The organism is Kitasatospora sp. NPDC097605 (assembly GCF_040302725.1).
Classification (GTDB): domain Bacteria; phylum Actinomycetota; class Actinomycetes; order Streptomycetales; family Streptomycetaceae; genus Kitasatospora.
In genome coordinates, this window is the sequence record NZ_JBEOSF010000008.1 from 41,867 (window position 1) to 54,275 (window position 12,409).

At 75.2% G+C, this 12,409-nt stretch carries 11 protein-coding genes and 1 pseudogene; 7 read left to right on the forward strand and 5 right to left on the reverse strand.

Annotated elements, in window-relative coordinates:
- The first annotated feature begins 59 nt into the window (after positions 1-59).
- The 7 genes and pseudogenes from ABTX81_RS11720 to ABTX81_RS39625 all read left to right on the forward strand — a co-directional run bounded on the left by ABTX81_RS11720 (position 60) and on the right by ABTX81_RS39625 (position 7,601).
- Positions 60-1,295, forward strand: coding sequence for an ABC transporter ATP-binding protein (locus ABTX81_RS11720; RefSeq protein ID WP_350543357.1), 1,236 nt, complete (start codon positions 60-62; stop codon positions 1,293-1,295).
- On the forward strand, positions 1,285-1,953 hold the full coding sequence (locus ABTX81_RS11725; protein ID WP_350543359.1) for an ABC transporter permease: 669 nt from the start codon (positions 1,285-1,287) through the stop codon (positions 1,951-1,953). Before ABTX81_RS11720 ends, ABTX81_RS11725 begins: the two co-directional genes overlap by 11 nt.
- Positions 1,950-2,642 (forward strand): ABC transporter permease, encoded by a 693-nt coding sequence (locus ABTX81_RS11730; RefSeq protein ID WP_350543361.1) that lies wholly within the window; start codon positions 1,950-1,952, stop codon positions 2,640-2,642. The genes ABTX81_RS11725 and ABTX81_RS11730 overlap by 4 nt, the downstream gene beginning before the upstream one ends.
- Before the next feature lie 92 nt (positions 2,643-2,734).
- Entirely contained in the window at positions 2,735-3,712 is a 978-nt protein-coding gene (locus tag ABTX81_RS11735) for an ABC transporter substrate-binding protein (protein ID WP_350543363.1), read from the forward strand.
- A gap of 87 nt (positions 3,713-3,799) precedes the next feature.
- On the forward strand, positions 3,800-4,480 hold the full coding sequence (locus tag ABTX81_RS11740) for a hypothetical protein (RefSeq protein WP_350543365.1): 681 nt from the start codon (positions 3,800-3,802) through the stop codon (positions 4,478-4,480).
- A gap of 997 nt (positions 4,481-5,477) precedes the next feature.
- A pseudogene (locus ABTX81_RS11745) lies at positions 5,478-6,971 on the forward strand (chitinase); the annotation flags it as partial.
- Complete coding sequence (locus ABTX81_RS39625; RefSeq protein ID WP_502892760.1) at positions 6,948-7,601, forward strand: carbohydrate binding domain-containing protein; 654 nt, start codon at positions 6,948-6,950, stop codon at positions 7,599-7,601. The pseudogene ABTX81_RS11745 and the gene ABTX81_RS39625, both read left to right, overlap by 24 nt.
- A 198-nt stretch (positions 7,602-7,799) precedes the next feature.
- Here the strand turns inward: ABTX81_RS39625 and ABTX81_RS11750 are convergent, their stop codons facing one another.
- The 5 genes from ABTX81_RS11750 to ABTX81_RS11770 form a co-directional block, all read right to left on the reverse strand.
- Positions 7,800-9,164, reverse strand: coding sequence for a multidrug effflux MFS transporter (locus ABTX81_RS11750; protein WP_350543369.1), 1,365 nt, complete (start codon positions 9,162-9,164; stop codon positions 7,800-7,802).
- Positions 9,165-9,295: 131 nt separating this feature from the next.
- Positions 9,296-9,775: a hypothetical protein gene (locus ABTX81_RS11755; protein ID WP_350543371.1), complete on the reverse strand. Its 480-nt coding sequence runs from the start codon at positions 9,773-9,775 to the stop codon at positions 9,296-9,298.
- A 330-nt stretch (positions 9,776-10,105) separates the two neighbouring features.
- The gene (locus ABTX81_RS11760) at positions 10,106-10,984 is read right to left on the reverse strand and encodes an alkaline phosphatase family protein (protein ID WP_350543373.1); all 879 of its coding nucleotides are present in this window, start codon (positions 10,982-10,984) and stop codon (positions 10,106-10,108) included.
- A gap of 73 nt (positions 10,985-11,057) precedes the next feature.
- Complete coding sequence (locus ABTX81_RS11765; protein WP_502892761.1) at positions 11,058-11,912, reverse strand: ATP-grasp domain-containing protein; 855 nt, start codon at positions 11,910-11,912, stop codon at positions 11,058-11,060.
- Between the two features lie 29 nt (positions 11,913-11,941).
- Entirely contained in the window at positions 11,942-12,373 is a 432-nt protein-coding gene (locus ABTX81_RS11770) for an ADP-ribosylation/crystallin J1 (RefSeq protein ID WP_350543375.1), read from the reverse strand.
- Positions 12,374-12,409: the final 36 nt, after the last annotated feature.

Genomic DNA, 12,409 nt, shown 5'->3' on the forward strand with positions numbered 1-12,409 from the left:
ACCGACAGACGACACCACAGGCGCCGCCGCCGGGGGCCGCCGGGACGAGGAAACACCCCGTGATCAGATTCGACGGCGCGGGCAAGCGCCACCCCGACGGCACGGTCGCCGTCGAGGGCCTCGACCTCGACGTCCCCACCGGTCGGACGACCGTGCTGGTCGGACCGTCCGGCTGCGGGAAGACCACCCTGCTGCGGATGGTCAACCGCATGATCGAGCCGACCTCGGGCCGGGTGCTGCTGGACGGCACCGACGTGGCGGCGCTGGATCCGGCCAAGCTGCGGCGCGGCATCGGGTACGTGATCCAGCAGGCCGGGCTGTTCCCGCACCGCCGGGTGATCGACAACGTCGCGACCGTCCCCTACCTGCTCGGCTGGGACCGGAGGAAGGCCCGCGCCCGGGCGGCCGAGCTGCTCGACCTGGTCGGGCTCGCCCCGGAGACCGCCAAGCGCTACCCGTTCCAGCTCTCCGGCGGCCAGCAGCAGCGCGTCGGCGTGGCCCGGGCGCTGGCCGCCGATCCGCCGGTGCTGCTGATGGACGAGCCGTTCAGCGCCGTCGACCCGGTGGTGCGGGCCGGGCTCCAGGAGGAGCTGCTGCGCCTGCAGTCCGAGCTGCACAAGACGGTGCTGTTCGTGACGCACGACATCGAGGAGGCCGTCCGGCTCGGCGACCAGGTCGTGGTGCTGCGCGAGCGGGGCCGGATCGCCCAGCTCGCCGACCCGCACACGCTGCTGACGGCGCCCGCCGACGCGGACGTCGCCGCCTTCCTCGGCCGCGACCGGGGCCTGCGCGGGCTCGCGCTGCGGCCCGCCGCGACCGTCGCCGTCCGGCCGATACCGGTCGGGCCCGGCGGCCGGGCGAACGGCGGGGCGCGCTTCGACGGATGGGAGCTCGCGCTGGACGACGAGCGCCGCCCGATCGGGTGGATCGACCGGGACGCGGCGGACGCCGCCCTGCACCCGGCCCCCGGGTTCCGGCCGGAGGCCGACACGCTGCGCGCCGCGCTGGACGCCGCCGTGCTCTCCCCCGCCGGGGTCGCCGTCGTCCTGGACGCCGACGGCCGGGTGGCCGGCACGGCCGACCGCGAGGCCGTCCTGGCGGCGCTCGCGGCCCGCCCGGCCCCGGGCACCGTCGCCCCGGGCACCGTCGCCCAGGTCCCCGCCACCCACGTCACCGCCGGCCAGGCCCTCGCGGCGGAACAGGCCTCGGTGGAACAGGCCGCGGTGAACGAAGCCGGCGCGGACGAAGCCGGCGCGGCCGAGGCCGAGAAGGACGGAGCCACCGGTGGACGATGAACCGATCATCCGCTGGTACTGGATCGGCGACCACCTCGGCTACCTCGGCGACCTGCTCGCCGACCACGCCACCATCGCGCTGCTCCCGGTCCTGATCGGCCTGCTGCTGGCGATCCCGCTCGGCCTGGCCTGCGCCCGCTTCCCCCGCCTCTACCAGCCGCTCGCCGCCGTCTTCAACATCGTCTACGCCCTGCCCTCGCTGGCCGTCTTCGTGGTGCTCATCCCCTACACGGGGCTGGCCACCCAGGCCACCGTGATGATCCCGCTCACCTTCTACGCGCTCGCCGTCCTGCTGCCCACCACGGTGGACGGGCTGCGCGCCGTGCCCGACCCGGTGCGGCAGGCCGCGACCGCGATGGGGTACGGGCCGTGGCACCGGCTGGCCGCCGTCGAACTGCCCGCCGCCGTCCCCTACCTGGTGGCCGGTCTGCGGGTGGCGGCCGTCTCCAGCATCTCGCTGGCCTCGGTGGGCGCGCTGGTCGGGCGCGGCGGGCTCGGCTACCTGTTCGTCGACGGCTTCCAGCGCACCTTCCCGACCCCGATCGTGGCCGGGATCGTGCTGATCGCCGCGCTCGCCCTGGCGGTGGACCTGCTGCTGGTCGGGGCCCGCCGGCTGCTGGCGCCCTGGGCCGTGCGGGAGAAGGGAGCGGGCCGGTGAACTGGCTCACCTGGCTCGGGGACTTCTTCTCCGACCCGGACCGCCGCAGCGGTCCGAACTCGATCGTGAACCGCGTCGCCGAGCACCTGCTGTTCTCCGGTGAGGCGCTGCTCTTCGCCGCGCTGCTGGCCGTCCCGCTCGGGCTGCTGATCGGCTACACCGGGCGCGGCGTCACCGTGGTGACCGCGCTGGCCGGCGCCGCCCGCGCCCTGCCGACGCTCGGACTGGTGACGCTGGCCGTGCTGCTCGCCGGGGTGGGCGACACCGCCGTCCTGGTGCCGCTGATCGCGCTGGCCGCGCCGCCGCTGCTGGTCGCCGCCGTCGAGGGGGTGCGCGGCACCGACCCGGACGTGCGGGACGCGGCACGCGGCGTCGGCCTGACGCACCCGCAGGTGCTGTGGCAGGTCTGCGTGCCGTCCGCGCTGCCGACCCTGCTGGCCGGCTTCCGGACCGCGACCGTGCAGGTCATCGCGACGGCGACGGTGGCCGCGTACGTCGGGCTCGGCGGGCTCGGCCGCTATGTCGTCGACGGCCTGGCCACCCGGGACTACGCGATGACGGTCGGCGGCGCGCTGCTGGTCGTGCTGCTCGCCGTCGGGGCCCAGGCGTTCTTCGCCCTGCTCGCCCGGTACGCGCTGCCGCCCGGGCTGCGCGCGCAGCAGCTGGCCGCGGCCCGGCAGCCGACGTGACCGTTCCGGTCCTTCGGCGGGCCGCCGCCGAAGCACCGCCCCGTCTCCTTCGACCCGACCGTGACGTCCACCGCGAAAGGACACCTCTCACCATGTCGACACCCGCATCCGCTGCGCCGGGAACGGCGCCGGCCGGCCGCCGCGCCGCCGCCCTGGCCGCCCTGGCCGCGCTCGCCCTCACCGCGACGGCCTGCTCCTCCTCCGGCGGCGACCCGCTGGGCGGCAAGGGCTCGGCGGCCCCGGCGCCCACCGGCGGCGCCCCCACCGGCGCCCCGGCGGCCGGCGGGACGGTCGTGGTCGGCTCGGCCAACTTCCCCGAGAACGTGCTGCTCGGCTCGATCTACGCGCAGGCGCTCAAGGCCAAGGGCGTGAAGGTCGAGGAGAAGTTCAACATCGGCAGCCGCGAGGTGCTCTACGACCAGCTGGTGAGCGGCAGCCTGTCCGTGCTGCCCGAGTACAACGGCTCGCTGCTCGCCTACCTGGGCAAGAAGTCGGCCGATCCGGGCACCGCCGCCGTCAACGCCGAGCTGGCCAAGGCGCTGCCCGCCTCGCTCGCGATCCTGGACTCCTCCCCCGCCGAGGACAAGGACACCCTGAGCGTCAGCCAGGAGACCGCCGACAAATACGGGCTGAAGTCGATCGCCGACCTGGCCGGCAAGGCGGGCGAGTTCACCATCGGCGGCCCGCCGGAGTTCAAGTCGCGCCAGGAGCAGCCGCTCAAGGACGTCTACGGCGTGACGTTCAAGGAGTGGAAGTCGACCGGCGAGACCACCGCCAACGCGGTCAAGGACGGCTCGGTCCAGGTCGGCAACGTCTTCTCCACCGACCCGAAGATCACCCAGCTGAAGCTGGTCCCGCTCAGCGACCCCAAGAACCTGTTCGCCGCCCAGAACGTCACGCCGCTGGTCAACAAGGCCGAGGTGGACGCCACGGCGACCGCGACGCTCAACGCGGTGTCGGCCAAGCTGGACACGGCGGGGCTGCTGGCGCTGATGAAGAAGGTCGCCGTCGACAAGGAGGACCCGTCGGCGGTGGCCAAGGGGTGGTTGAAGAGCAACGGGCTGTCCTGACCACCCGGGAGGCCGGCCGGGCCCGGGAGCCGATCCCGGGCCCGGCGGATCTTCCCTAGAACGGCGCGGACATGACAGTGTGGCGGCATGCGCACTCGTCTTCTCGCCGCCACCCTCACGGCCTTGGCCGCGGTGAGCCTCGCCGCGTGCTCCAGCTCCGGCTCGGGCTCCGGCACCACCGCGGCCGGCACGACCGCCTCCGGCACCTGGCCGCCCGGCACCCCCTCGGCCGGCGCGGACGCGTCCGGCGCCCCCTCGGCGACCACCGCCGCGACGCCCCCGGCGACCGCCGCCGCCCCGACGCCGGGCGCCCCCGACGCGTCCGGCCCCGGCAGCACGTCCGCGGCCTCCCCCGGAGCGCCGGCGACCGGGCCCGCGGCCACGCCGGCGCCCGCGGACCCGCCCGCCCCGGGGGCCACGGGCTCCGCGCCGGCGACCGGCTCCCCCGCCGATCCCCCGGCGCCGCCGAAGCCGGCACCCCCCACCGACGCCGGGCTGCCGGCCAAGCCCGCCGCGGACGTCACCGCGCGGCTGATCGCCGCACTGGAGGCGGTCGACCCGGCGATCGTCGGCGGACAGCCCGAACAGGCCGTCGACCGGGCCCGCGACCAGTGCCAGGCGATGTACCGGTTCCCGAAGGACCGGGCCAAGTTGGTCGACCTGGCCAACCAGCGCTTCACGGATCCCACCCACCCCCAGGGTTTCGGAGCGGAGAAGGCGGAGAAGATCCTGGACGCGCTGCGCACCACCCTCTGCCCGCCGGCCTGAACCTCCCCGGCGGACCCCCGAACGGCCCGGTGTCCTGAGCTCCGGGCCACCGTGGCCGCGCGCGACGACCACCGCGCGGCCACGGCTCACACCCCCGGCTCAGACGATGCTCCAGGCGGTGTCCTTGTCGTCGGACGAGATGAAGTCCATGGCGTTCCTCCTTTCCGGGAGTCGAAAGGCCTACAGACGCACAGGCATGAGGGCGCGCGGGCGCGGCGCCGGGTCTCCGGGCAGACGTACGGGCGCAGCGGTGCGCGGGTGCGCCCGGCGCGCGGGCAGGTCGGGGTGAAGGGCGTTCCCGCGCCGAGGGACGCCCGCGAGGCGGGCGTGGGGAGGGCGCGGGAGAGCCGCGGGCAGTACGGCAGCAGAGCGGCAACGGCGGCAACCGCACCAGCGGCGGATACGGCGAGCCACGGAGCGGATGGGCGGGCGGGCGCGGGAGCGAACGAACGCGGTCCGGCCGCCGGACGCCGGTGTCGGCGGGCCGGGGCCCGGGAGCCGGGGGCTCACCCGTGCGGGCGGCAGGCGCCCTCTCTGTCGAGCTTCCAGTCGAGGTCTCGCATGCCCCGATGATGTCGGAGCGGCCGACCCGGCCACAACCGGATTTGCCGGAGGTCGGCCGTCACTCGGCCAACCTCGGCCGCCCACGCGCTTCGCTGACGAACTGTTAGGACTCTTGACAGACGAGTGGTCTAGTCCAACCATAGGCATGTCGATCCGACCGGGATGCACTGTGGGGGTGTGACCACCGGCGGCTGAGGCACGGCCCTGCCCTGCTCCGCCCCCAGGCCCCGTCACGGCGTACGCGCGTTCGCGCACGTGCGTCCGTCCGTGCCGCGTGCCCGCGGGGTTGCACACCCCCGCACGACCGCACCGCACGGTCCTCTCCCCCTACGAGGGTCCCGTGCGTCCCGCCCACCCCCGCACGGTCCGCAGCAGCGCATTTCCGCCGCACGCTTCACCAACGTCCTGCCCCACCACGTCTGTTGGAGAACCCATGCGTCTACGCAGAACAGTCCAGGCAGCCCTGACGGCCTGTGCCACGCTCGTCGCCTCGGCCGGTCTGGTCGCCGGCGCGGCGACGGCCGACGCGGCGCCGGCGAGCCCGGCCGGCGCCCAGGCCGCCACCACGGCCGCCGCCACCGCCGCGGCCCCGCTGCCCAGCCGGGTCTTCGCGCCCTACTTCGAGTCCTGGACCGGCGAGAGCCCCGCCGCGCTGTCCGCCCAGTCCGGGGCCAAGCACCTGACGATGGCGTTCCTGCAGACCGCCACCAAGGGCTCGTGCACCCCGTACTGGAACGGCGACACCTCGCTGCCGGTCGCGCAGTCGTCCTTCGGCGCCGACTTCGCCACCATCCGGGCCAACGGCGGCGACGTGATCCCGTCGTTCGGCGGCTACACCGCCGACACCACCGGCACCGAACTGGCCGACAGCTGCACCGACGTCAACCAGATCGCGGCCGCCTACCAGAAGCTGATCACCACCTACGACATCAGCCGGATCGACCTCGACATCGAGGCCGACTCGCTGGACAACGCCGCGGGCGTCGACCGCCGCAACAAGGCGATCAAGCTGACCCAGGACTGGGCCGCTGCCAACGGCCGGCAGATCCAGTTCGCCTACACGCTGCCCACGACGACCAGCGGCCTCGCCTCCAACGGCCTCGCACTGCTGCGGAACGCCGTCACCAACAACGCGCGGATCGACGTCGTCAACATCATGACGTTCGACTACTACGACAACGCCACGCACGACATGGCCGTCGACACCCAGACCGCGGCGACCGGCCTGTACAACCAGCTGGCCAAGCTGTACCCGACCAAGACCCCCACGCAGCTCTGGGGTTCCATCGGCATCATCGAGATGCCCGGCATCGACGACTTCGGCCCGGCCGAGACCTTCACGCTCGCCAACGCGGCCACGGTCTACAACTGGGCGCTGTCCAAGGGCATCAGCACCCTGTCGTTCTGGGCGCTGCAGCGCGACACCGGCAAGTGCCCCGGCGTCGGCGGCCGCGACGACTGCTCCGGGATCCAGCAGAACACCTGGGACTTCAGCAAGATCTTCGCTCCGTTCACCAGCGGCACCCCGTCCACCAGTGACTTCGTGCTCAGCATGAACCCCACCTCGGGCACCGTGGCGGCCGGTTCCTCCACCACCGCCACCGTCAACACGGCCGAGCTCACCCCGGCCGGCGGCTCCTCGGGCACCGCGCCGAGCATCAGCCTCAGCGTCAGCGGCGCGCCCGCCGGCGTCACCGCCACGGTCAACCCCGGGACCGTTCTCGCCGGTTCGCCCGCGACGCTCACCGTCGCCACCACGGCCGCCGCCGCTCCGGGCAGCTACCCGCTCACCGTCACCGGCACCGCCGCCACGGGCACCCACACCACCACCTACACGCTGAAGGTGACGGGGACCCAGCCCGGCAACGACTTCTCGGTCGCCGTGAGCCCGGCCGCCGGATCGGTGACGGCCGGCTCCTCCGCCAGCGCCACCGTCAACACCGGTGTCGTCTCCGGCTCCGCGCAGAGCGTCGCCCTGACCGTCGGCGGCGCCCCGGCCGGGGTCACCGCCACGGTCAACCCCGGTAGCGTCACCGCCGGTTCGCCCGCGACGCTCACCGTCGCCACCGCGGCCACCACCACCCCGGGCAGCTACCCGCTGACCATCACCGGCACCGCCGCCTCCGGCAGCCACACCACCACCTACACGCTGACCGTCACCGGGGTCACCCCGCCCGGCGGCCTGGCCAACGGCGGTCTGGAGACCGGCAGCCTGGGTCCGTGGACCTGCCAGGCCGGCGGCTCCGTGGTGAGCACCCCGGTCCACTCCGGCTCCTACGCGCTCCAGGCCGCGGCCGGCCCGGCGCAGACCGGCGAGTGCACCCAGACCGTCACCCTGGCGCCCAACAAGGCGTACACGCTGACCGGTTGGGTCCAGGGCAGCTACTCCTACATCGGCGTGAGCGGCGGCGCCACCGGCTCCGCGTGGACCAGCGCCTCCGGCTGGACCAAGCTCAGCGTCCCGTTCACCACCGGCGCCTCCGGCACGGTGACGGTCTACCTGCACGGCTGGTACGGCCAGGGCGCCGTCTACGGCGACGACTTCTCGATCGCCTGACGGCCGACGCGGGAACGGCTGACAGCTGACAGTTGACAACTGACAGATAACAGCTGACAGATAACGTCAGCTGTCAATTGTCAGCCCGCCCCCGCTCCACTCCCCCGCCGGGGTGCCGCGACCCTTGGGTCACGGCACCCCGGCGGGGCCCGTTTCACCGCGGTCCGACCCGCCACCGCGCCTCGCGACGACGGCCGCTCAGGCGGCGGCCGGCTCCGGGGCAGCGGGGCGGCCCGGACGCAGGAGCAGCAGGTAGGACGCCGCCGCGAGCAGCGCGCAGCTGAGCACGACGACCGCGAGCAGCACGGCCGAGGGGCTGCCGCCCAGGCTGCTGAGCGGGGCGACGACGGCGCCGCAGAGGAAGTTGCCGGTGCCGAGGAGGGCGGAGGCGGAGCCGGCGGCCTGCGGTGCGACCATGCTGAGCGCCCGGGCGGCCGAGTTGGGCAGGACGACGCCGAGCCCCGCCATCATCACGAACAGCGAGGCGCAGACGGCGACCAGCCCGAGGTCCCAGACGGCGGTGGCCAGGACCAGGAACGTCCCGGCGGCGATCAGGACCGCCAGGCCGGTGCGCATCAGCGTGGCGGCGGAGAACCGGGGCGCGAGCAGCCGCCCGTTCACCTGGGTGGAGGCCACGATGGCCACCGAGTTGAGCCCGAACAGCAGGCTGTAGGTCTGCGGCGACACGTGGTAGACGTGCTGCAGCACCACCGAGGAGCCGCTGATGTAGCCGAACAGCGCGCCGAAGGCGAAGGTGCTGGTCAGCAGCTGGCCGAGGAAGGGCACGTCGCGCAGCAGCCCGCCCATGGTGCGCAGGGTGGCGGCCAGGCCGCCGCCGCGCCGGGCGGAGGCCGGGAGGGTCTCGCGCAGCGCGCCGAGGGCCACCAGGGTGAGCAGCAGGCCGAGCGCGGCCAGCGCCCCGAAGGTGCCGCGCCAGGAGGTGAAGCGCAGCAGTTGCGCGCCGAACAGCGGGGCGAGGATCGGGGCGAGGCCGGATATCAGGGTGATCGAGGCGAGGAAGCGGATCATCGCGACGCCTTCGAAGCGGTCGCGGGCGACGGCGCGGCCGATGACCAGTCCGGCGGCGCCGGCGGCGCCCTGGACGAAGCGGGCGGCGATCAGCACGGCCAGGTTGGGCGCGACCACGCAGGCGAGGCTGGCGAGGGTGTAGACGACGAGTCCGGCGAGCAGCGGCGGGCGGCGGCCGAAGCGGTCACTGAGCGGTCCGAAGATCAGCTGGCCGGCGGCGACGCCGAACATCGAGAAGGTGAGGGTGAGCTGGACGGCGGCCGGTTCGGCGGCGAGGTCGTCGGCGATCGCGGGCAGGCCCGGCAGGTAGAGGTCGGTGGTGAGCGGGCCGAGGGCGACCAGGCCGCCGAGGACGAGGATGGTGGCGCGGCCGCCGACGCCGCCGTCCGCCCGATCCTTGACGGTGGCGGTGGCGGCGCCGGCGACACCGTCGGCGGCGGCTGCCGTGGCGGCGTCGTCGACGGTGGCGGTCTCGGCGGGGGTGGTGGAGGCGGTCGACGTGTCACCGGCAGAGCCGGCGGTCGGACCAGGCATGGGGCTCCTCTCGGAACGGGCACGGCGATCGTGCCCGCTCCGTCCTACCCCAGCGCCCCGGCCCGCCGACAGTCGGGGGTCGGCCGCCCGGCGCGCGCCGGGCGCGTCGCCCGGTGGGCGGTGACGGCCTCTCAGCGCGCCGGCCGCTCGGCCCGCAGGGCGGCTTGGACGGCGGCGCCGTCCTGCCAGGCGTAGAGCTGGTTGCCGCGCAGGGCGACGTTGTAGTGGCCGCAGGAGCCGGTGGCCCTGGTGGTGATCCCCTCCGGGAACCAGCCCGCCCGCAGCGAGACGGGGGCCGGGTGGCTGCCCCGGCCGGGCTCGCCCGTCCGGCAGCCGGCGGGCAGCCGGCCGTCCGGGAGGGTGGCGGTCAGCAGGCGGTCGTCGCCGGTGGTGGACATCAGGTAGCGGACGGACGAGGCGTTGTCGGGCAGCCAGGCCGGCATGGCGCGGTGGTCGGCCTTGGCCTCGCTGCCGCTGGCGTAGGTGGACTGCTCCTGGTGCCGGCCGTCGTACCACTCGGCGACCCTCGGCCCCGCCACCACGGCGGCGACGGCCACGGCCATGCCGGTGCCCACCACTCCGAGTGCGATCCTGCCCGCGATGCCGTTCATGCCCGACTGTCCTCTCCCGAGTCGTACTGCTGCTCCGGCGCCCGTTCCCCCGGCTCCGGGACCGGTTTCCCGGTGTGTCTCCATCCTGGTGCGCTCCGGGGTGCCGGATCGTCACCGGAAGGTCGTGGCCTTCCGCCGTCCTTGGGGGGTAGCTCCTCCACCTTGAGGCGTACGCGCGCCCGGCCGGTCTCGGGGTTGTCCCCCGGTCGAGCCTGGCCCGGCCCGGTCGGCGGCGCAGCCCGGCCGCACCCGCCCGGGTGCCGGCGGGTGCGGCGGCCACCCGGTCGCCGGATACTGCGGGGCCCGGTGCGGCGGGTGGCGCGCCGCCGGTCAGAGCGCCGCGGGCGCGGGGGCGGCGAGCGGGAAGGGCCGGCCGTCCAGGGTCCAGTGCGGGTCGATCGGGCGGCCGAGCGCGGCGTACACCTGGGCGGCGACGTCGGAGTGGCGGATCTCGCCGACGGGCGGGGCGGCGGGGATGCCGGGACCGGCGCAGGCGACCCAGGCGGTGCGCTCCTCGGGCGTGCGCCCGCCGTGGCCGCCGCCGTCGACGTGGCCGTGGTCGGTGACGACGATGACCGTCCAGGCCTCCTCGGCGTACCCGGGCCGCTCGCGCAGCGCGTCCAGCAGCCGGCCGAGGCGTTCGTCGGCGGCCCGCATCGCGGCGCGGTACTCCTCGCCGCAGCCGAGGAAGTGGGCGGTCTCGTCGACGGCGCCGAGGTAGACGAAGGAGGCCTCGGGGTCGGCGTCGCGCAGCACGTCGACGGCCTCGCGGGTGACCTCCTCGTCGACGTCCTCCCAGGCCTCGGGGGTGTCCTCGGCGGGGGCGACGTAGCAGAGCCGGCCGGGGGCGCGGAACAGCGGGCCGCCGGACTCGGCGATGACCAGCGGGTCCCAGCCGGCGGCGACGAAGGTGCGGCGGCGGTCGCCGCGGGCCAGCCGGGTGGTGAAGTCGGGGAAGACGTCGAGCCGGTTGCCGCCCAGGTGGTTGCCCCACACGCCGTGCTTGGCGGGCTCGACGCCGGTGACGATGGTGGCCCAGCACGGTCCTGACATGGTGGGCGTGGAGTCCGCCACCGTCACGGGCGCCAGGAATCCGGCCTCGGCGACCTCCGCGAGCCGGGGCATCGGCACCCGCTCCAGCAGGTCGTACCGGACGCCGTCGATCCCGACGACGAGGACCCGGGGGCGCGGCAGCGGCGGTGTGGACATGAGGGGCGGTTCCTTTCACGGTGCGGGCGCCGCCGGGCCCGCACGGGGCGGGCGGCGGCGACCGCGCCATGCTTCACGCCGCGCCGGACCGCCGGGTGTCCTGGAGGGGAAGGGCGGATGGACGGACGGCGTCCGGAGTGCCCCGTTCCGGCGGACGGCCCGCGGCGGAGCGCACGAACCGCCGGTCGGCGGCCCGCACCGCGCCCGCCGGGCCCGCCGCGCGGAGGACGACGTCCAGGACGCGTGCCGGGTCGGCGGCGTAGCAGTGGGCGAACCACGGCATGTTGGCCTCGACCACCGCCCACCGCTCGGCGGGGTCGTACGGGTCGAGCAGGGTCCCGACGTCGAGGGCGACGGCGCTCGGCAGGCTCGGTCCGACGGCGGCGAGCAGCCGCCGCGCGAAGGCGAGGGCCTGCCCGGTGAGCGGTCCGGGGTCGAGCCGGCCGAAGCGGGCGTAGCGGCTGCCGGTGTGCACGGCGCCGTCGAGGACGAAGAGCCGGTACTCGGTGCCGAACGTCACCGGGTCGCTGACCAGGACGGGAGTGCCGGGGCCGATCCGCTCGCCGGTGCGCGGCAGGCGGTCGCCGTCGGCGTAGACGGCGGGCGGGATCGACTTGTCGGCCGGCGGTTTGACGAAGGCCGGGCGGCGCAGCGTCCAGGCCTCGGCGAGCGTGGTGAGGTCGATGCGGCGGCCGGTGAACTCCTCGGGCAGGGCGGCGAGCCAGTCGTCGGCCGGTTCGAGCAGCGCCAGGGCGAGCCGGTCGGCGACGCGGGCGGCGGCGAGGGGGCCGCCGTACCAGTGGACGGGCCGGCCGGCCAGCCGGTCGAGGGTGTCGGGGCCGGTCAGGACGGCGGTGGCCAGTCCGCGGGCGGCGGCGGCCCCGGTGAGCAGCGAGGTGGTGCCGGTGGCCTGGGCCGAGGTCAGCAGGACCGGGGCGCCACCGGCGACGGCGGCCGTCACGGCTGCGGCCGGAACGCGTGGACCACCTCGATGCGGCCGACCAGGTGACGGTTGAACTCGGGCAGTTCCTCCGCGGGGACCCAGAGTTCGAGGATGGTGCGGCCGCCGGCCTGGCGCACCGGGTAGCGGGCGAGGAAGGCGGTGTCGACCTCGAAGCGGGTGACGTAGCCGACGCCGGAGGCGGGCACGTTCCAGTCGCGGGCGATGCGGATCGCGTAGTCCTCGTTCAGCACCGGGTAGAAGATCGGCTGATCGGGCAGGCGCGGCGGCCAGGCGCGCCAGTCGGCGGCCTCGACGAGGGCCAGTTCCTCGGGGCCGGTCGGGCGCCAGAGCGTGGTGGTGCCGGTGGAGGCGCCGGTACCGGTGGGTGTGCTCGGGGACGGGCTCGTGGAGCCGGTCGTCGGGGGTGGGGTCGTCGGGCCGTTCATGGGCAGGACGGTAGCCATGAACGGCCCGGCGGCGGT

What these genes read in the sequence shown, in the direction of transcription:
- ABTX81_RS11735 (WP_350543363.1), top strand. Translation starts at nt 2,735, where the DNA reads ATGTCGACACCCGCATCCGCTGCGCCGGGAACGGCGCCGGCCGGCCGC.
- ABTX81_RS11740 (WP_350543365.1), top strand. Translation starts at nt 3,800, where the DNA reads ATGCGCACTCGTCTTCTCGCCGCCACCCTCACGGCCTTGGCCGCGGTG.
- ABTX81_RS11750 (WP_350543369.1), bottom strand. Translation starts at nt 9,164, where the DNA reads ATGCCTGGTCCGACCGCCGGCTCTGCCGGTGACACGTCGACCGCCTCC.
- ABTX81_RS11755 (WP_350543371.1), bottom strand. Translation starts at nt 9,775, where the DNA reads ATGAACGGCATCGCGGGCAGGATCGCACTCGGAGTGGTGGGCACCGGC.
- ABTX81_RS11760 (WP_350543373.1), bottom strand. Translation starts at nt 10,984, where the DNA reads ATGTCCACACCGCCGCTGCCGCGCCCCCGGGTCCTCGTCGTCGGGATC.
- ABTX81_RS11770 (WP_350543375.1), bottom strand. Translation starts at nt 12,373, where the DNA reads ATGAACGGCCCGACGACCCCACCCCCGACGACCGGCTCCACGAGCCCG.